Raw genomic sequence first — 20,187 nt, forward strand, 5'->3', positions numbered from 1 at the left:
TTGTTGTCAGTGACGGCATTTTAAGACTTTTTTATTCAACAGAAAGTTTTTATACTGTTGATTCCAAACCTGTTAAAACGAATGTTTTAGTGGGAACTCAATGATATTTGGGGCAAATGTCTCATGATCCTTACAGGAGTTTTACTATGGTCCAGGCAACAGCAAGACATTTGTTAGTCAGCAGTGAAGAGCAGTGTCAAGCGCTGAAACAGCAAATAATGGAAGGCGCAGATTTTGCTCAAATTGCTCGCGCGCACTCTTCTTGCCCATCAGGTGCCCAAGGCGGCGAATTGGGGTCATTTGGTCCTGGCATGATGGTCAGAGAGTTTGATGAAGTGGTTTTTAGTGCACCATTAAACGAAGTACAAGGCCCCGTGAAAACGCAATTTGGCTTTCATTTACTTGAAGTGACCAGCCGCGCGTAAGTTTTACCGCTTATCTAATACAGCTTGTTTGATACGGCAGCGTTTGCTGCCGTTTTGTTTTATATGCTCATCACGGAGTCACTATGCTGGAACTCTACACTGATAGATTGAAACTCAGGAGCTTACAAGATAGTGATTGGGAACATTTTTATGCACTGCATAACGATCCTGAGATTAATCGTTTTGTACGCGTTCCAGAGTCGCAAGAGGTGATCCGCAGTAAGTTTCAGCAGCGTTCTGATACTTGGTTCTACGGTTCTGGCGATTGGCTGACCTTAGTGATTGAGACCGTTGATACTGGGCAGTTTATCGGTTTAACGGGCCTTTATTGTCAAAGTTTCGAGGAACAGCGTGCCGAAGTGGGTTATTTACTGGCAGTCGAGGGGCACGGTAAAGGTTATGCGACTGAGAGCTTAATGGCGGTCATTGATTGGGCCTGTTTAAGTTTTAATGTACATAAATTTGTTGGGCATTGTGCTAAAGATAATCACGCATCGGCACGAGTACTCGAAAAGTGTGGTTTTCGGCTTGAAGGTTTACTCAGGCAGCAATTCAAAATAGGTGAAAACTGGCTCGATGAATCAGCCTTTGGCCTACTCGCCGATGAAAGACGTCTCTAGCCAAATTATCTTCAGCGAATTTTGTACTGTGCTGGTATAATGCCGCAGGTTTATTTTTAGAAGGCGTGTATTAAGTGGCGCAAATTAATCAATTGGCTTTGCATTCTGGCGAAGATTTCATTGAATTGTACAAAGTATTAAAAGTGCAAGGCATGAGCAATGCAGGTGGTGAAGCCAAACATTTTATCGACGAAGGTCAAGTCACTGTGAACGGTGAAGTTGAAACTCGTAAACGTAAAAAAATTATCGCGGGCGACATCGTCAGCTTTAATGGTGAATCAGTTCAAATCATTGCGGCAGAATAAGCCTGAAACAGTGGAGCAAGAAATGCAATTTCCAGATGATGACAATGGTAAAATGCTGGCCGCAATGGCTGAAGCGGGAATCGATTTAACTAAAGAGTTAGATGTTGATTTCTTTTTGGTTTTTGATGACCAACGCGATGCTGAAACTGCGTTAGAAGAATTAACAAATTCTGACTTGGAAGGCGAGCTTGAGCTGAATCTGAATGATGAGCTTGGTAAGTGGGAAATCATTGTTTGTCTCAATATGGTGCCTGAGTACGATACATTGGTTGAACAAGAAGTCATGCTAAATGATTTTGCTGCCGAATTCGGCGGCATGACCGACGGTTGGGGCGTAATGCAACATCAAGACGGTGACGATGAGTTTATGGACGATGATGACCATGACCATGTTCACGGTGAGCATTGCAATCACTAATTTTGATGCGCTTTAAGCCTTGAATCTAATAAACCACCTTTTGGGTGGTTTTTTATTGGTGTTTTTCTGCGCTCAGTTAGTGATCTCAATAGCCTCGTTTGGCATTTATAGCGTTATTGTGCCTCGCTTGAACTGAGATACGTTTAATGCAGATTAATGACGATAGGGCGCAAAAATCTCTAATAACCATTCGATAAAAGCTTGAGCTTTTAACGGCAGGCTTGGGGATTTTGGGGTGAGTAAATAATATCGATAGGGACTGGTAAAGGGGGCGTCGAAGGGGATGACTAAGCTGCCGTTTGCCAGTTGTTCTTCGATGAAGAATCGCGGAATAAGTGCTGCGCCCATACCACTCGCAGCCGCTTGACTCAACATATAAAAATGCTCGACACCAAAGGTTTGTGCTTGGGTGAGTGTTAAATCCACCTTTTCCGCCCAATACTCCCAAAGTTCTGGTCTTGTGGTGTGTTTCAGTAAAGTGACATGATTAATATCTTCGATACGCTGGAGTTTCGGGGCTAACGAAGGCGCGCAAACTAAGCATAAATCCTCATCCATTAGCTTGATATAATTCGCGCCCTTAGGGATGACTGTGCTACTACGGATCGCAATATCATAACGACCTTGGCTAAAATCCACGGCAAAGTCGCCAATGGATAAGTCGACATACAAGTGTGGATGGCGGGATTTAAACTGCTCCATTCTTGGAATCAGCCAATTGATGGTTAAGCTTGGCAGCACATTGATGGCTAAGGTTTGCGGCTTAGTGGGCTGACGGCGCAAGTCACTGGTAGCACTCGATAATGTTTGCAGAGCGGCTTGAACATGGGGTAAATAGCGTTTGGCTTCATCGGTTAAACCAACTTTTTTGTGTAAACGTACAAAGAGCGCAAAACCTAAATAATCCTCCAATACTCTGATTTGTTTGCTGACTGCGCCATGGGTGACATGCAACTCCTTGCTGGCTAATGTCATGCTCTGTAAACGTGCTGCGGCTTCGAAGGCACGGAGAGAATTGAGGGGCGGTAGTTCGGCAAACATTTTATTTCCTACTGCTAGAAAATCAGAACAGGACTCGGGGTTTTGTGTGAGTTTATCTCACGCTGTGCCGACAATAACTCCTTTGCGTTTATTTGGCAAACGCAGTCTAATATTCCGCAATCACTCTCTTTTTTATCAGAAGAATAATAAATCATCATGGAATTTGAACTGACTCTACAAATCGCAGCGATACTTTTTGCCATCGCTATGGTGGCTGGTTTTATTGACTCAATCGCCGGTGGCGGAGGCTTGCTGACCATTCCTGCACTTATGTGGGCAGGCTTGCCGCCTGCGGTTGCCTTAGGGACAAATAAGCTGCAGGCCTGTGGCGGCAGTTTTTTTGCGAGTTTGTACTTTGTCCGTAAAGGGCTGGTTGATCTTAAATCCGTTAAGTTAGCCTTGATTTGTGCATTTATCGGTGCGGCATTAGGTACGATTCTAGTTCAACTCGTCGATACTGAAGTGCTGGAGTTGATGTTACCTTTTTTGATTTTGGCTATTGGTTGTTACTTTTTATTTTCGAAAAAGATTTCTGAAGATGATAAACATCAAGTGCTGACACCTACCGCATTTGCCTTTACTGCAGCATTGGGCGTGGGATTATACGATGGCTTTTTTGGCCCTGGTACTGGGAGCTTTTTTGCGCTGGCTTTTGTATCGCTAGCGGGGTTTGGTTTGGCGAAGGCAACTGCCCACGCAAAACTACTTAATTTCTCCACTAACATTGCTTCGCTGATCTTCTTTGCCTTGGGCGGAAAAGTGATTTGGTTATTAGGATTAGTCATGCTGGCAGGGCAAGCGATTGGCGCAACCTTGGGTTCTCGTCTCGTGGTCACTAAAGGTACAAAGATTATCAAGCCATTGGTGGTGACTATGTCCCTTGCTATGAGTTTTAAACTTTTGGCGAGCCAATATAATTTATTTTCGTAAACTATTTGATATTAAGCATTTTATAAAACTCACTCATCAATAGACGCTCTTTAAGCTGCGCATGAGTGTATCTTAGTAGCGTCCATCTTGGCTCAAAAGTTAAGCCGAGATGGATATCACCCAAAAGATCCGCCAAATGACGACTTAAAACGTCTCATCCTACTTTGAGTTAGGTGTACTCTTTCAAGTTTTTTGAATAGTATTACCTGTCATTTTTAATACACTTTTTAGGCTTCTTATTGTTTTGGTGTGTATTTTAAATATTGTGTACATATTTAATCCGATTGATATAAGTGCAGTGTCTATCTTGCTAGTCTTATTTGCATCGACGGGCGGCATGTGCGCTCGGGTTTAGCGCCACCACTTCTTTAAAAGAGCGATTATGAAATTTATCCACACCTCGGACTGGCACATAGGTCGTCAATTACACAATCAATCACTACTGGATGATCAAGCCTTTGTGCTCGAGCAAATTATTGCTCTAGCGGATGAACACAAAGTGGATGCCGTGATTGTGGCGGGGGATATTTATGACAGATCGATTCCGCCTGCGAATGCGGTTGCGCTGTTAGATGATGTGCTTAACCGCTTAGTGCATGATTTAGGCCTGCAAGTCATTATAATTGCAGGTAACCACGATGGTCACGAGCGCTTAGGTTTTGCAGCAAAACAAATGGCGGCAAGTGGGTTACATATTATTGGCCCTTTGAGTGCTGATATTCATCCCATTACTTTGTCGAGTTCAAGCGGTGATGTGGTGTTTTATCCCTTGCCCTATGCCGAACCTGCCACAGTGCGCCAAGTTTTTGAGTGTGAGGCTACAAGCCATGAGGCCGCAATGACGCTATTGCTTGAACAAGTATGCCAGCACGATAGCCAAGGTTTGCCGAAAGTGGTGATAAGCCATTGTTTTTTGGATGGTGGCAGTGAGTCAGAATCTGAGCGACCACTGAGCATTGGTGGCGCCGATAAAATATCGCCAACGCTATTTACTGAGTTTGATTATGTCGCCCTTGGGCATTTGCACGGACCGCAATACAAAGGTGCAGAGCATGTGCGCTACTCAGGATCGATTTTGAAGTATTCCTTTAGCGAACAACGTCAACATAAGTCGGTGACCTTAGTCGAACTTAGCGCGCAAACGCCGATTAAAATTAGTTTATTGCCATTAACGTCGATACGCGATGTCCGTATCTTAGAAGGGGAGTTAGCCACATTACTCGCCCAAGGTAAAACGGATATCAAGCGTGAGGACTACCTTATGGTCAGACTCCTTGATAAACATGCCATTTTAGATGCTATGGGAAAATTGAGAGCTGTTTACCCTAATGTGCTGCATTTAGAGCGGACTGGTCTGATGGCGGGGCAGCAACAAGTCACCTTGAGCCGAGATCATATCAAAAAAGGCGAGATGGACATGTTCCGTGACTTTTTCTCTCAAGTGTCCGGCGAGTCATTAACACAAGCACAGCAAGCTGTGATGGATGAACTCCTGACTAAGCTACACAATGAGGAGCGCCAAGCATGAGACCACTTAGCCTTTCCATGTCAGCCTTTGGCCCCTTTGCATCGACTCAACAACTTGATTTTACGGCCTTAGGGACTAATCCATTATTTTTGATTAATGGACCCACAGGTGCGGGTAAGACGACCTTGCTCGATGGTATTTGCTTTGCCCTCTATGGCAAAACCACAGGTAATGAGCGTGAAGGCAGCCAGATGCGCTGCGATATGGCCGATGATAGTCTGCTAACAGAAGTCACTTTTAGTTTTCAGTTGGGTAATAGCAGTTATCGTATTCGCCGTGTGCCAGAGCAAGACAGGGTTAAAAAAAGCGGTGACGGCTCAACGGTGCAGAAGCCCGAAGCTCAGTTATATAAGATAGACGCTGAGGGTAATGAAAGTTTGCTTGTAGCGAGCAAAGTCTCTGAGGCAACCGCTGAGATTGAAGCCTTAACTGGCCTTGATGTGGAGCAGTTTCGCCAAGTGATGGTGTTGCCGCAGGGAAAATTTCGCGAATTGTTAATGGCAGACTCTAAAGCCAGAGAACTGATATTTAGTCAGCTATTTCAAACGCATATATACCGACGTATTGAAGATTCCTTAAAAAGTAAGGCTGCAGATATCCGCGCCTTAGTGAAAGATCAACGCAGTCGCCGTGATGGCATTTTACAAAGTGCGGGTTTAGCATCCGATGACGAGCTTAGCTGTGAATTAGCTAAGCTTATGCCAGAACTTGAAACAGCCCAAAGTGCGAAAGAACAGGCATTACAGCAGCAACAATGGGTGATAAAAACCAGCGATGCCGCCCAGCATTTATTGGCCGAATTTGCGCAGTTTGATGCCTTAACTCAAACGGTTGCTGCGCTTGATGCACAGCAAGAAAACATGGCTGCGCAAACCTATAAACTGAATTTGGCTAAACAGGCGCAGCACTTGGCACCCATGCTTGAGGTGTTTGTGGCCCGTGAGCAGGAAGCCAAGGCGGCAAGTCTTGCCCTTGAACATGCGAAAACAGCATTAATCCATGCTAAAAAAGCCTTCGATAACGCAGAGCTTAAGGCCGCTGATTTACCCGTGTTGGAAGCGTCGTTACTCGAACAGGAACAGGTTAAACAGCAACTGAATGCCTTAGGGCCGCAGCTCAGGGAATTGGATAGGCTTAATAAAACCCTTGAACAAGAGCAAACGCAACTCATTAGCGCGAAAACACAACTTCAGAACAGCAAACATGAGTTAGCCACTGTAGTCCAAAAACGCCGTGAATTGGAATCCGCTCTGCCGCAACTACAGGCCAATAGCGAAACTCGCCTCTCATTGCAACAAGCGCATCAGCAGCAACAGCAGTTATTGTCTACCTATCAGCAATGGCAACAAGTGGCGGCAAGGGTATCGTCGACACAGGCAAAACTTGTTGAGGCTAAAGCCAAAGGGCGACAACTCAGTGCTCAGCATCAGCAAGCACAGGTTGCATATAAAGCCTTATTGTTGACTTGGCACCAAGGGCAGGCCGCTATTTTAGCGCGGCAATTACAGCAAGATGAACCTTGCCCCGTTTGTGGCAGCCAAACACATCCACAGCCAGCACAAAGCCAAGAGCCGCTCCCAAGTGATGAAGCGCTGCAATTAGCACTAGAGGCTGAAACGAATGCTCAAGAAATCCTGAGCAAAGCCAGAGCGGAATATCGTGGGCTACAAACGCAGTTAGAAACCTTGCAACAGCAAGCACAAGATCTCGCGGTCCAATTGGGCACTGCGGTTGATATTCCTTTAGGCGAACATACACATACCTTGTCGCAATACGCTTTCTCACTCACTCAAGCGGAGCAAGCCCATCAGCAGTTACAGCTGTTACAGCAAGAGATTGCATTGTTGCACGCACAGGAAACGCATCTACAACAAAAGCTAGAGCAAGGACAAACACACGACAGTGCACTGCAATCTAAAGTGGATCTATTGCAGGGGCAGTTAGCGCACATGCAGCAAAGTGTTCCATCTGCGCTTGCAACGCTTGAGGCCTTAACTGCAGCAATCGCGCAAAATCAGCAAAGTATCAGCCAAATTAAGCAACAGATCACTAGTGTTAGGGAGCTCCAACAAGAGACTGGCCAATCTTTTGTTGCGGCTAAAGCGGCACTTAATGGTGCTGAAAATGCTGCTGAGGCGGCATTAGCCCAGCAAACGCGTGCACAGCAGCAACTCAATCAGCAATTAGTCGCAGCAGGTTTTGCCGATCAACAGGCCTTATTTGAGGCCATGCTGGATGAAGAACAACAGCGTGCATTAGCCAGCGAAATTGAGGCTTACCAGCAGCGCAGTGCTTTGACCAAGGCACAGTGCGAGCAGTTAGCGCTTAAGCTTAAGGATAAAGTACTACCCGATAGCATTAAGCTGGCTGCTGAGCTTGAGTTCGCGCAGCAAGCATTACACGCTGCCGAGCAGGCATGGCAGTTGCTTCACACTCGCACAGTATTACTGATGCAAACCCAAACCCAGCTGAGTATTGCCGATGCAAAAGCTAAGGTTTTGGAAGATGAATATGCGGTTATCGGTACCCTCGCAGATGTCGCTAATGGAAATACGGGTAATAAGATCAGCCTGCAACGTTTTGTGTTAAGTGTACTGCTTGACGATGTGTTGTTAGAGGCAAGCCACAGGTTACACCTGATGAGCAAAGGGCGTTATCGTTTATTGCGTAAGGAAGATAGGGCCAAGGGTAACAAAGCTTCTGGGCTCGAATTGGAAGTAGAAGATGCTTATACCTCCAAAGTGCGTCCTGTGGCTACCTTAAGCGGTGGTGAAAGTTTTATGGCAGCATTATCTATGGCGTTAGGCCTATCTGATGTAGTGCAAGCCTATGCTGGTGGTATTAAACTCGATACTTTATTTATCGATGAAGGCTTTGGCAGTTTAGATCAAGATTCTTTAGAACTGGCCATTCGGACCCTGATGGATTTGCAATCCTCTGGCCGCATGATAGGGGTGATCTCGCACGTGTCGGAAATGAAAGAGCAGATAAATACCCGCATCGACATCAATAAAACCTCACATGGGAGCGAAATGACGATAGTTTTGCCTTAGTTGCTCATTCTCACAGAGTACGATAAATAACAAATTGTTTTATAAGTGTTATTTATTGTATCTCCTGCGTGTTTAACATTCGGATAATACACACAAAGTGAGTTGGAAATGCCAACTAGCGCATGTTTTTCATTAATGGTGCAACAAAAGAGTGAAATAGCGTTTGTCATAATCGGTTTTTTGATATAAGTTGGAAAAAATTCGGGCTTCCCTCAAAGGGACTGGTCAAAAATAGAACGCAAAGTTAACGAAAGGTGAAAAGCGTTGCAAACAGGCAAACCCAACTTTATCAACTTATCGCAAACCCGTTTGCAGAACTTATCATCGACCCAAAAGAACATTCTATTAATGGGTAGTTTGTTGATGGGTGCTGCGATGTTGATGCCGAATAATAACCATGTTACGCCAACTGCTCAGCGTATCCCTGTTGTTCTCGATATTGAAAATATTCTCCCTCAAGTTTCTGAACCTGAAGTCCTAGATCAAGCTGCACTCATTAATAATGCTCCCCAGTTTGAGCGAATTATCGTTTCCGGTGATACCTTAAGTGGGTTATTTTCCAAGGCGGGTGTTGATCAGCAGACTATGTATAAGGTTTTAGAAGCTGATTTAAACATTTTGGCACTTGATACCTTGTTACCTGGTAACAGAATGCAATTTTGGCTTGATAGTGAAGGTCAGTTACAAAAATTAGAACTTTATTTTAACGCTGCCCGCCAAGTGGTTTTTACGCGTTATGAAGACGGTAGTTTTAATGTTGAAGAAGTGAACGTTGAAGGTGTTTGGCAAAATCGAATTTTGACTGGCGATATTAAAGGTTCTTTCTACGTTTCAGCCCAAAAAATGGGCTTAGCCGCTGCAGATATTCAGCGAATTGAAGATTTACTCAAAGAAAAATTGAATTTTGCCCGTGATTTACGAGCTGGTGACAAATTCTCAGTTTTGGTAAATGATCAATATGTTGAAGGTGAACCGACGGGAAGTAGCCAAATTTTAGGCGTCAGTATTAAAAGTGGTCGTTCTGAAATTAGTGCATATCAATATTCTGATGGTAGTTATTATGATGCTAAAGGCCAGAGTTTAGTTCGGGCATTCCAACGTTATCCGTTAGCTAAGCAACCGCGTATGAGTTCACGTTTTAACAGCCATCGCAAACACCCAATCACAGGGCGTATTTCTCCCCATAATGGAACAGATTTTTCCGTGCCAATCGGGACTAAAGTTATTGCACCTGGTGATGGAATTGTCAGTTTAGTGACGGACCATCAGTTTGCCGGTAAGTATATTGTGATTGAACATGGTGGTAAGTACCGTACCCGTTACCTACATTTGTCTAAGGCGTTAGTGCGTAAAGGTCAACGTGTAACTCGCGGTCAAGTGATTGCTTTATCTGGTAATACAGGTCGTTCGACTGGCCCGCATTTGCATTATGAATTCCATATCAATGGTAAACCTGTTGATCCGTTGAAAGCCGATATTCCTATGTCGAGCAAGTTAGCAAATCAAGATTTACGCACATTCACTAATATGGTGAAGAGTCGTGAAGCTATAATGAACTTAGGTTAGCCAAACCTAAGCTAATAGAATTTATAGTATCAAAGTTTGAATAAACAATAGCACTGATTTTCTAGAAGAGTTTATCAATGCCGATGAAATGAAAATTTCATCGGCATTTTTGTTTCCACAATACTTATTATGGTAGGCATTTTTTTGCTATCACGAGTACTGTTCGAGTTGTATAAAAGCTTAAAACTTGTTCGATTCGAAGTCGTGGCGATAAAACATAAGGGATAAAATAGATAGGATCTTCAGTTAGAAGTGGTATAGCGAGTCATTCAAAAGGTTGTGAAGAGGAAAATTGTGCAGATGAAGAGCTTATAACGTTTTTTATTAAGGACTGAACAGAGAACCCAATATGCAGTGCTAAATCGTGCCTATCAGCTTGCGTGGCGCCTTTGCATCACTTTTAATGCGCACTTGCACAATTTACCTTTTAATGCGGGACAGCCACCACAGGGTGATTTTTTAAAGGGACGTAATGCAAAGCTGTGTTCCGTGGGTAAAGGAGAAAGTCGAGTAATAATAGTCGATGAAAATGTCGCATCATTTGCGGCAATAAAATTAGCTTTCGCGAGTTTTAATTGTTTTTTGAGTGTTGATTTATTGCTATGGGCAAATTCTTGCTGAGCAATATGCTTAGAGAGTAATTGGGTGAGGTGCTTTCGTTGAGCCTTTTTATTCGTCAAAGATTTATCAGTCTGCGCGCGTAGATGTGATGAGGATGTAATAGCGTTCCCTGTGTTTGAAACAGATTTCGCCTGTGTTTTGAGTAGCTTTTTAGCTTGCTTTTTACACCACTTGCTTAATATTTTATCGATATTCTGTTTCGTCATTGTCATTACAGTATTTTGCTGCGCTAGATACTACAACATTCTAAATGAAAACTATTATCAGTCAAGTTTTGGGCGAAAAATATACGAAGGTTAGGTGTCGACTTTATCTGCAGAATAAGGGGATATGTTAGCGTCGATGCAAGTCAATAATAAGCGCAAATCAAATTCAAACTGGTGATAATCCGGCTCCATGTGGGTACACAAATTATAGAAAGCTTTGTTGTGATCTTTTTCTTTTAAATGGGCTAATTCATGTACGACGACCATACGCAACAAAGGTTCTGGTACACGCTTTAAACGCGAAGAAATGCGAATTTCGTTCTTCGCTTTGATTTTATTGCCTTGAACTCGTGCTACGTAAGAATGCAAGCCAAGTGCATGATGGCTAATATTAATTTTGTCATCAAATATCACTTTTGAGAGCGGGGAGGACTGGCGTAAAAATTGATTTTTAATCGTCTGAGTATAGTCGTACAGCGCTTTATCGCTACGAACGCTATGTATGACAGGATGACGTTTCAGCAATAGCTTGGGTAATGTGCCAGCATCGAGATGTTGCTGTACCTGCTGTTGAATATCAAGGCTGTAACCGTTTAAGTACTTTAATGGATTCATAGAGGATTTAGCTCCGAATGACTTCGGAGCCTGAGTTCATCACATTACTTATACTTTGCCAAAAATTCGGCGATTTTGATGGGCATAAGCGGCTTCGAAAGCTAACTGCTGTACTTTTTTAAGATCTAAACTATCGAAATCAACTTGGGGTGGATTGCGCTTGTTTTGCTCTTTGATAGTGACAGGAGACAATAGACTGACAGGTAATTCCCCTAATTGAATGGCTGCTTCAAGTTTAAAGCTTGTCGCTGAACCCGCGAGTTTACCTTTTTGCTCACGTTCTATGATGACAACTTCATCAACGCGATAATCTTGCATCAGCTTATGAAAAGCGAAGTGAAACTCACGAATAGCTTCTGTGGTAGCAGATTGGGAAACGGTGAAAGACACCTTACGGCATTCTGGCACATTGAAGGTTTCACCTTCATAACTCAATAAACTGATAATGGCTTCGCCACCTTTTAATTCAACACCACAAACTCTCATGTTACACCTTCAAAATATCGATAATAGCGCTATTGTAGCTGGAAATGACATGAGGATCAGTGTTTACCATGCGCTTTTGATTCGCTTGGCGACAGACTGATAATTTTAGTATGTCAATTTCCAGTATTAGATCATGCCTATGTGATTTGTATCAGAGATAATATCTGATGTTAAATCCAACGGCCTTTATGCATAAATTAGTTTTAAACTTCTTCAGTATCATTATCTTGTAGTAATTGTGCCGCAGCAGGTTTTCTACGCATAGGAGCATCGCCGACATCCACGCCCGTGATGAAACGCTTATCCCGCGACGGTGCTGGTGTGGTTGCTTTGGTTCTTTTGCTCTTACCTTTAGCAAGCTCCGCTTTAGCAACACGTTTTACTGGCGTTTGTTTAGCTTTGCTTTTTAGACCACTAAATTTAGCTTCTAGGCCTGGAATTGTGCTGATCTCAAAGGTTTTTCTGAGGAAGACTTGGACTTTCTTAAAGTTGTCCCAATCTTTTGGCCCGACGAGCGATATCGCATCACCTTTTGCGCCTGCACGACCAGTACGGCCGATACGATGCACGTATTCTTCGGCAAATTTAGGCATGTCGAAGTTAACGACCAAGGATACATTGAGCAAATCCAGGCCGCGAGAGGCGACATCGGTTGTCACTAGTACTTGTTGTTGGCCACGGGCAAATTGGTCCATGATTTGGTTTCGTGCGGCCTGCTTTAAATCACCGCTGAGTGCGGCGGTTGCAAAACCTTGCGTGGTTAATTTAGCGGCTAAGCGCTCAGTATCTGGACGCGTCGCGGTAAAAATAATCACTTGTTTATGGGTTTCATCTTTGAGCAAACGGGCTAATAACGCTTCTTTATGGTCTAAGTGGTCACATAAAAAGATACGTTGATGAATATCGTTATGCTCAGAGTGAGCCGCGCCAATCGCCACGTGCGCTGGATTTTTTAGTAATGTTGCTGCGATATCATTGATTTCGTCGTGATCTAACGTGGCAGAAAACATCAGCGTTTGACGACGTTTATGATCGGCTGCATCGTTGATCGCTTTTAGCTGCGGTGCAAAGCCTAAATCCAACATGCGGTCGGCTTCATCGAGGACTAATAACTCTAAGCCATTGAGAAAAAGATGCTTCTGTTCTAAATGATCGGCGATACGGCCTGGAGTCGCGACAATAAAATGCGGTTCTTTCGCTAAGGCTTTGGCTTGGTCATTAAAGTTTTCACCGCCCAGTACGCTGATGGCCTTGTATTGGGTGTTGGCGACAAGGAGGCGAAGCTGACTATAAACCTGATGTGCTAGTTCGCGAGTCGGTAATAAAATCAAGACTCTAGGATCACGTTTCGACAGTGAGCGGGTAGAAATGACTCTTTGCAATGCGGGTAACAAAAACGCTAAGGTTTTACCTGAGCCCGTTTTTGATGACGCCATTAAATCTTTACCTGCCAATGCGATAGGCAGTGCTTGTTCCTGGATGGCGGTGGGTTCTGTGATCCCCATATGTTTTATGCTTTGAAGCAGACGCTGGTCCAGAGAAAAATCGGTAAATTGCAAAGGTATATCCCCTAAATCTTAGTAAGGGCAGATTATAGCCTTAATCGCCCTTGCTCAGCTATCCACATCGGTGATTATCTCTGCTTCATGCACGGATTGATGTAGAAAGTGTGCCATTTATGCTCTGTTGATTGTATTTATTTACATTGGTATTACAACCTCTTAATTGTGTCGTTTTTACCGATTGACAGTGGATATGGCAGGATTTTACGTTATCGTGTACTGCATTGAGTTACAGGAGAAATGATTTATGGCTAACGGAACAACCCCTTCGGTAGGTATTGCCTTGGGTAGTGGGGCGGCGAAAGGTTGGGCACATATAGGTGTATTGAATGGTTTAGCTGCCATGGGTATTAAGCCCGATAAAGTGGCTGGATGTTCGGTAGGGGCTTTAGTGGGGGCCGCTTACGCCCATGATCATTTACCCGAGTTAGAAAAATGGGTGCGCGGTTTTTCTAGTTGGGACGTGCTTGGCTTGATGGATATTCGATGGCGTAAGGGCGGGCTTATCGGCGGAGACAAGGTGTTCGATGTGCTGCATGCACGTATAGGAGATGTGAATATTGAAAATCTCAATCGTCCCTTTGCAGCCGTCGCGACTGACTTATACTCTGGTCAGGAAATTTGGTTTACTGAAGGGGATTTACGGCAAGCGGTACGGGCCTCTTGCTCCATGCCGGGGATTTTAGCCCCTGTCAGACAAGGAGAACGCTGGTTAGTCGATGGTGCTGTAGTGAATCCTGTTCCTGTTTCGGTCAGCCGCGCCATGGGCGTTGATGTGGTGATTGCAGTGGATTTATATGGCTATCATTCTGGGCGTATCCAAGTGTTACCCGTGAATATGACCAGCCAAAGGACTGTCCAAGCTGAAATGGATATGCCAGCGCGACAAGAAACGGGCTTTATGGATTTATTCGCCCGTGGCCGAGATTATGTCAGCAACCTAACCGATAAGTTTTCACTCGGCACTAAATCGAATCCGGGGATGATTGCTGTGATGTCGCAATCTATGGGTATTTTAGAGCAAAGGCATAAACGGGCGCGGTTGATGGGCGATCCACCAGATATTTGTATTGTGCCAGAGGTGGGAAATATCGGCACTATGGAGTTTCACCGTGCTGATGAGGCGATTGCCGCCGGCGAAGCTGCGGTGGAGAAAGTCGCCCACTTGATTGAAGCTGCGCTCTGGAAAGGCTGATGATGCAAAATGTAGAGTCAAAAGCTTTCATATAGATAGCGTTTGATTGCAAAATAAACAAAAGTCGGTATCACTTTTGCGATACCGACTATTTGTTATCTCATATTGAGATGTTTATACCGCTTTGTTGGTGACTTAGGCTAGTTTTACCAACATTTTACCGCGATTCTTACCTTCAAATAGACCGATAAAAGCATCAGGTGCTTGTTCAAGCCCTTGATAAATTGTTTGTTCTGCTTTGACTTTGCCTTCCGCTAACCATTGAGCCATTTTGGCGGTGAACTCAGGATAATGCGCCCAATGTTCGGATACGATAAAACCTTCTAACTTGAGTTTTTGCATTACAATTAGGGCTAAGTTGTCAGGGCCAGGCGTTGGAGTTGTGTTGTTATATTGCGAAATCATACCGCAAACAGCGATACGTCCATGATCTTTCATATTGCTCAGCGCTGCGGCTAAATGCTCGCCACCGACGTTCTCAAAATACACGTCAATTCCTTCTGGGGCGGCTTTTGTCAACGCTTGGGTGAGATTGCCACAAGTCTTGTAATTGATGACCGCATCAACACCATAACTTTTTAATAATTCAGCTTTTTCATCTGAACCGACAGAGGCTATAACACGGGCACCTATTAGTTTACCAATTTGGCAAGCCACACTACCTACTGCGCCAGAGGCGGCGGAAACAAACAATGTCTCACCCGCTTTTAAATCTGTAATGCGAGTCAGTCCTGTCCAAGCTGTCATGCCTGGCATTCCGAGTACGCCGAGGAAATGTGAATTATCAAGCGTAGTTAGTGGTAAAGCTGTCAGTCCTGCGGTATCTGTGACTGCGTGTTCACGCCAACCTAGCATGCTGCTGACTTTAGTACCAACCGGGAACTTGGTGTTTTTTGACGCGATAACTTCACCAATCGCACCGCCTTCTAAGACTTGATTTAAGGCGAAGGGCGGAACATAACTCTTGCGATCAACCATGCGCCCGCGCATGTAAGGGTCAACCGACATCCATAGATTTTTAATCAGCACTTGTCCATCAGCGAGCGGTGCTAACGCTTTATTTACTAAAGTAAAATTCTGTGCTGTAGGCATGCCTTCTGGGCGACTAGCTAGATGGATTTCACGGGTTTCAGTCATACTCTTCATAAAAACTCACCTTTTGTTTGTGCGCAAACGAATGATGTTAACTCTACGTGGCTTTAAGATTGAATGCAAATAGTTTGCGCGCAAACTAGATGAGGTGGGACAGATCGGATAAGATAGCGTTATGTTTAAATGACAGGCGCTTAAACGTGCAGAATTGCTTACCTCAACCTGAGCTAGACGCTACAAAACAGACTCATAGCCAAGCTTCTAGCGATCCACTCTGTTTATCCGATAATGTTTGTTTCGCGTTATATTCTGCGAGCAATGCATTAGTGCGTGCTTATCGGCCTCTACTCGAGGCATATGAGTTAACTTTCCCTCAATATTTAGTGATGCAAACCCTGTGGCGTCAAAACGGCTGCAGCCAAACCCAGCTATCAATGGCGACTAAACTCGATATGGGAACCCTAACGCCAATCGTCAAGCGGTTAGAGTTGAAGGGGTTGATTACGCGATTAGCCTGCGTTGAAGATGAGCGGAAAAAGCTGATCACTCTGACAAGTCAAGGAGAGGGTATCAGGCACGAAGCTCTTGCCTTGAAGCAAACCTTGCTTGATAAAGTGCAGATGGACGCTGAGGCACTCGATTTACTAAGGCGGCAATGTCTTGCCCTTATTGAAGATTTACAGTCCTAGAGATAAATCTACTGGTGCTGTTCGCTACCCGAAAATTCAGGATCTGCACAGATTAATACTTGATTGGCTTAGTTTTTGCTTTAAAACCGTTATTGAGTCTTAGACGCCGAATTTTTGACGATGAATTCTATTTTAAATGCCTTTAATCTTAATCGCAGCAGTGCCAGTATCGCCGATGCCTATGGTGCCAATAGCCAAAAGACGAGCACGGCTAAAACCGATACTACGACAGAAACAAATAAAACGCAGACGGATGCTACCAAACCCGATAACGGTAAAACCGATGAGATAGCGCTGTCGCCAAGGGCGCAACGCGCACAGAAAATTCAATCGATGGCGAAGGATTTTTTTGCCGATGGTCAATTTGGCGTCGCCGATATTCCCGCATTGGTGTCGCGCTTACAAAAAGATGGCATTTTATCGGATGTGCAACTCGAGCGTTTATCGAAAAACGGTATTACAGTGCCGAGCACAACAACGCCGACTAAACAATCGTTGCAAGATTTTTTAGATGATGAAATCAAGTCATTAGCTAAAAAATCACCTAATAATCCTCTTATCAATACCTTAGTTGATGCTAAAAACGTCTTAACCAATATGGATGATGCTCAGTCGCCGGTGCTAGCCCAGAAGGCCACGAAAGTCCTTAGCCAATTGACGGATTATTTGAATTCTGAACCTCCGCTTACGGATGCTCAAAAGCAGCAGTGGCAGGGGCTAAAATCTATGATGCAACTTGCTTCATCTATGGGGGCACATCAATCTGCATCGGGCCAACTCAGTAGTTATCTTGCGCTTGCTAAACGTTAATTCACATCCATAGTGCGTGATAAACACAAATTGTCACGCATTCAACTAGCTGGGTTTAATCAGCAGGTCAAGGCGCAATTTTCAGATAATTGGGCCTAGCTGCAGTTCTTGTTTGTTCTTTTATTTCATCCTAAAAACTATGATCTGGATCATGGACTCCTTACCGTCATTGTAGCCTAATGCTCTACATATTGTGTTTTATGCTTTTAAAATCACTAGATGTAGTGTTAATTTTTAGGCGAGATGGAGAGGAACTGAACAATGCCAGTCGTAATTAAGCGTGATGGTTGCCGCACACCTTTTGATGAAACAAGGATAAGGGATGCAGTGAATGCCGCTGCAAACTCAGTTGGAATAGAGGATGGCGACTATGCAGCGACAGTGGCAGCGTGTATCAGTCAGAGCGTCGCGCCATTAGCTGAAGTCGATATCCACCATCTACAAGATGCGGTTGAGAATTTACTGATGGAAGGGCCGTACAAGTCCCTGGCGCGGGTGTATATCGAATACCGTCACGACAGAGATGTGTGCCGTGAAGCGACCAGTAAACTCAACCTCGAAATCCGTGGTTTAGTTGAGCAAAGCAATGCGGCTTTACTCAATGAAAATGCTAATAAAGATTCAAAAGTCATTCCTACTCAGCGGGATTTACTCGCGGGCATAGTCGCCAAACATTACGCCAAGAGTCATATTTTGCCAAAGGATGTGGTCGCTGCCCATGAAGCGGGCGAGATCCATTACCACGACCTAGATTACTCTCCGTTTTTCCCGATGTTTAACTGCATGTTGATTGATTTAGCTGGCATGTTGACCCACGGCTTTAAAATGGGTAATGCCGAAATTGAAACCCCTAAGTCTATTTCAACAGCGACAGCGGTGACCGCGCAGATTATTGCCCAAGTGGCGAGTCATATCTATGGCGGAACTACTATCAACCGTATCGATGAAGTGTTAGCGCCATTTGTCGCTAAGAGCTACGACAAGCACTACCAAATTGCCCTGAATTGGAAGATCACCGACGCCAAAGCCTTTGCCACGGCGCAAACTGAAAAAGAATGTCACGATGCATTCCAGTCTTTGGAATATGAGGTCAATACCTTACACACTGCCAATGGCCAAACACCGTTCGTGACCTTTGGGTTTGGTTTAGGTACGTCGTGGGAATCACGCTTAATTCAGCAATCTATGCTCAAAGTGCGGATGGCGGGATTGGGTAAAAATCGCAAGACTGCAGTATTCCCTAAGCTAGTGTTTGCGATTCGCGATGGTATTAATCATAAAGCGGGCGATTGCAATTACGATGTAAAACAGATGGCGCTCAAATGCGCAACAATGCGCATGTATCCCGACATCCTCAACTACGAGCAAGTCGAGAAAGTTACCGGTTCATTTAAAACCCCAATGGGCTGCCGTAGCTTTTTAGGCACCTATGAAGAAAATGGCGAGCTTGTGCATGAAGGGCGCAATAATTTGGGAGTGGTCAGTTTAAACCTGCCGCGGATTGCCTTAGAAGCCAATGGCGATGAGACTGAGTTTTATCGCATTTTAGATGACAGATTAGTATTAGCCCGTAAAGCGCTGGATACCCGTATTGAGCGACTGAATGGTGTTAAAGCCCGCGTGGCACCTATCCTTTATATGGAAGGCGCCTGTGGTGTACGCTTGCGCGCTGATGATGATGTGGCGCAAATCTTTAAAAATGGCCGCGCTTCGATTTCACTCGGTTACATTGGCCTGCATGAAACCATGAATGCACTCTATGGCACCCAAACCCATGTATTTGACGATGCACAATTAAGGGACAAAGCCGTCGCTATTGTAGCTTATCTTAAAGCGGCTACCGATGCGTGGAAGGCCGAAACAGGTTATGGCTTTAGTCTGTATAGCACGCCAAGTGAGAGTCTCTGCAGCCGTTTTTGTAAACTGGATGCGAAGCAATTTGGGCTAGTCACAGGGGTGACAGATAAGGGCTATTACACCAATAGTTTTCACCTCGATGTGGAAAAAAGTGTTAACCCTTACGATAAAATTGATTTTGAACAGCCATATCCCGCTATCGCGAACGGTGGCTTTATTTGTTATGGCGAATATCCCAATATGCAGCATAACCTCGAAGCGCTGGAAAACGTCTGGGATTATAGCTACAGCCGCGTGCCTTACTATGGCACTAACACGCCAATTGATGAATGCTACGACTGTGGCTTTACCGGTGAATTTAGTTGTACCAGTAAAGGGTTCACTTGCCCTAAGTGTGGCAATCATGAGCCTAGTCGGGTTTCTGTGACGCGCCGTGTGTGCGGTTACTTAGGCAGTCCTGATGCGCGGCCCTTTAATTATGGCAAGCAAGAAGAAGTAAAACGCAGGATCAAACACTTGTAACACTATTACCTTATTCTGCCTGTTAGACTTATTCCGTGGCATCAAATAGTGCCACGGGATGAGTGTCAGTGTTAAAAGATGAAATGCACTATGAGTGACCATCAATGAATTACCATCAATATTTCCCTATCGATGTGGTCAATGGCACAGGTACCCGTGCGACCTTGTTTGTCTCTGGCTGTGAGCACCAGTGCCGCGGTTGTTACAACCAAAGCACGTGGGATCCCCGTTCTGGGCATGTGTTTGATAGGACGATGGAAGATAGGATTATTGCCGATCTCAATGATCAGCGGATTGTGCGCCGTGGTTTATCGCTTTCGGGCGGAGATCCTTTATTGCCTGTCAATCTCAGTGCCATTTTGACGCTCGTCAAACGAGTCAAGGCTGAGTGTAAGGGGAAGGATATTTGGCTGTGGACAGGTTATGTGCTCGATGAGTTGAGTGATGAACAGCGCGCCGTGTTGGCCTATATTGATGTGCTGGTGGACGGAAAATTTGAACAAAGTCTTGCCGATCCGAGTCTTGTCTTTCGCGGTAGCAGCAATCAGATCATTCGTTTGTTATAAAAGCGGTAACGAGGATCTGTAACTTGCTGCTATAATCTCAGGCCTTGACACAGACGCTAGCATAATCAGGCTAAGATTTT

The 20,187-nt window shown here is 44.5% G+C and carries 19 protein-coding genes; 13 read left to right on the top strand and 6 right to left on the bottom strand.

All coding sequences use genetic code 11. The features are described 5' to 3' along the window. Positions 1-146 precede the first annotated feature (146 nt). From L5L98_RS01260 to L5L98_RS01275, 4 genes are all read left to right on the top strand, one after another. Positions 147-425, top strand: coding sequence for a peptidylprolyl isomerase (locus L5L98_RS01260; RefSeq protein WP_028760433.1), 279 nt, complete (start codon positions 147-149; stop codon positions 423-425). Positions 426-508: 83 nt separating this feature from the next. Beyond that, on the top strand, positions 509-1,045 hold the full coding sequence (locus tag L5L98_RS01265) for a GNAT family N-acetyltransferase (protein ID WP_173496516.1): 537 nt from the start codon (positions 509-511) through the stop codon (positions 1,043-1,045). Positions 1,046-1,119: 74 nt separating this feature from the next. Continuing rightward, on the top strand, positions 1,120-1,350 hold the full coding sequence (locus tag L5L98_RS01270) for an RNA-binding S4 domain-containing protein (protein ID WP_028760431.1): 231 nt from the start codon (positions 1,120-1,122) through the stop codon (positions 1,348-1,350). Positions 1,351-1,372: 22 nt separating this feature from the next. Further along, positions 1,373-1,768, top strand: coding sequence for a ribonuclease E inhibitor RraB (locus tag L5L98_RS01275; protein ID WP_105252914.1), 396 nt, complete (start codon positions 1,373-1,375; stop codon positions 1,766-1,768). Between the two features lie 153 nt (positions 1,769-1,921). On the opposite strand, the gene L5L98_RS01280 is transcribed toward L5L98_RS01275, so the two are convergent. Further along, positions 1,922-2,809: a LysR family transcriptional regulator gene (locus L5L98_RS01280; RefSeq protein WP_263138193.1), complete on the bottom strand. Its 888-nt coding sequence runs from the start codon at positions 2,807-2,809 to the stop codon at positions 1,922-1,924. Positions 2,810-2,965: 156 nt separating this feature from the next. Here L5L98_RS01280 and L5L98_RS01285 point away from each other — a divergent pair, with 156 nt between their 5' ends. The 4 genes from L5L98_RS01285 to L5L98_RS01300 all read left to right on the top strand — a co-directional run bounded on the left by L5L98_RS01285 (position 2,966) and on the right by L5L98_RS01300 (position 9,886). Then, positions 2,966-3,739, top strand: a complete 774-nt coding sequence (locus L5L98_RS01285; RefSeq protein ID WP_263138194.1) for a TSUP family transporter — start codon at positions 2,966-2,968, stop codon at positions 3,737-3,739. A 382-nt stretch (positions 3,740-4,121) separates the two neighbouring features. Beyond that, positions 4,122-5,267 (top strand): exonuclease SbcCD subunit D, encoded by a 1,146-nt coding sequence (locus tag L5L98_RS01290; RefSeq protein ID WP_263138195.1) that lies wholly within the window; start codon positions 4,122-4,124, stop codon positions 5,265-5,267. Beyond that, a complete protein-coding gene (locus L5L98_RS01295; protein ID WP_263138196.1) occupies positions 5,264-8,320 on the top strand; it encodes an AAA family ATPase in 3,057 nt (1,018 codons plus the stop codon). Before L5L98_RS01290 ends, L5L98_RS01295 begins: the two co-directional genes overlap by 4 nt. Positions 8,321-8,584: 264 nt before the next feature. Beyond that, on the top strand, positions 8,585-9,886 hold the full coding sequence (locus L5L98_RS01300; protein ID WP_113938827.1) for a peptidoglycan DD-metalloendopeptidase family protein: 1,302 nt from the start codon (positions 8,585-8,587) through the stop codon (positions 9,884-9,886). Positions 9,887-10,257: 371 nt separating this feature from the next. Here the strand turns inward: L5L98_RS01300 and L5L98_RS22365 are convergent, their stop codons facing one another. From L5L98_RS22365 to L5L98_RS01315, 4 genes are all read right to left on the bottom strand, one after another. Further along, on the bottom strand, positions 10,258-10,713 hold the full coding sequence (locus L5L98_RS22365; RefSeq protein WP_317630135.1) for a hypothetical protein: 456 nt from the start codon (positions 10,711-10,713) through the stop codon (positions 10,258-10,260). A gap of 90 nt (positions 10,714-10,803) precedes the next feature. Further along, positions 10,804-11,328: a M48 family metallopeptidase gene (locus L5L98_RS01305; protein ID WP_028760423.1), complete on the bottom strand. Its 525-nt coding sequence runs from the start codon at positions 11,326-11,328 to the stop codon at positions 10,804-10,806. Between the two features lie 48 nt (positions 11,329-11,376). Next, positions 11,377-11,814, bottom strand: coding sequence for a DUF3010 family protein (locus L5L98_RS01310; RefSeq protein ID WP_028760422.1), 438 nt, complete (start codon positions 11,812-11,814; stop codon positions 11,377-11,379). Between the two features lie 203 nt (positions 11,815-12,017). Continuing rightward, the gene (locus tag L5L98_RS01315; protein WP_173496518.1) at positions 12,018-13,373 is read right to left on the bottom strand and encodes a DEAD/DEAH box helicase; all 1,356 of its coding nucleotides are present in this window, start codon (positions 13,371-13,373) and stop codon (positions 12,018-12,020) included. A 250-nt stretch (positions 13,374-13,623) separates the two neighbouring features. Here L5L98_RS01315 and rssA point away from each other — a divergent pair, with 250 nt between their 5' ends. Further along, positions 13,624-14,571, top strand: coding sequence for a patatin-like phospholipase RssA (gene rssA / locus L5L98_RS01320; RefSeq protein WP_105252908.1), 948 nt, complete (start codon positions 13,624-13,626; stop codon positions 14,569-14,571). Between the two features lie 135 nt (positions 14,572-14,706). Here the strand turns inward: rssA and L5L98_RS01325 are convergent, their stop codons facing one another. Beyond that, complete coding sequence (locus L5L98_RS01325; protein ID WP_263138197.1) at positions 14,707-15,717, bottom strand: NADP-dependent oxidoreductase; 1,011 nt, start codon at positions 15,715-15,717, stop codon at positions 14,707-14,709. A gap of 146 nt (positions 15,718-15,863) precedes the next feature. Between L5L98_RS01325 and L5L98_RS01330 the strand changes: the two genes are divergently transcribed. The 4 genes from L5L98_RS01330 to nrdG all read left to right on the top strand — a co-directional run bounded on the left by L5L98_RS01330 (position 15,864) and on the right by nrdG (position 20,107). Beyond that, on the top strand, positions 15,864-16,352 hold the full coding sequence (locus L5L98_RS01330; protein ID WP_263138198.1) for a MarR family winged helix-turn-helix transcriptional regulator: 489 nt from the start codon (positions 15,864-15,866) through the stop codon (positions 16,350-16,352). A gap of 120 nt (positions 16,353-16,472) precedes the next feature. Continuing rightward, positions 16,473-17,162, top strand: coding sequence for a hypothetical protein (locus L5L98_RS01335; protein WP_173496521.1), 690 nt, complete (start codon positions 16,473-16,475; stop codon positions 17,160-17,162). Positions 17,163-17,423: 261 nt separating this feature from the next. Beyond that, a complete protein-coding gene (gene nrdD / locus L5L98_RS01340) occupies positions 17,424-19,541 on the top strand; it encodes an anaerobic ribonucleoside-triphosphate reductase (protein ID WP_173496522.1) in 2,118 nt (705 codons plus the stop codon). Positions 19,542-19,645: 104 nt separating this feature from the next. After that, complete coding sequence (gene nrdG, locus L5L98_RS01345; protein WP_263138199.1) at positions 19,646-20,107, top strand: anaerobic ribonucleoside-triphosphate reductase-activating protein; 462 nt, start codon at positions 19,646-19,648, stop codon at positions 20,105-20,107. Positions 20,108-20,187: the final 80 nt, after the last annotated feature.

It is taken from the genome of Shewanella sp. SM23, assembly GCF_025654295.1.
In the GTDB taxonomy this organism is placed as follows: domain Bacteria; phylum Pseudomonadota; class Gammaproteobacteria; order Enterobacterales; family Shewanellaceae; genus Shewanella; species Shewanella oncorhynchi.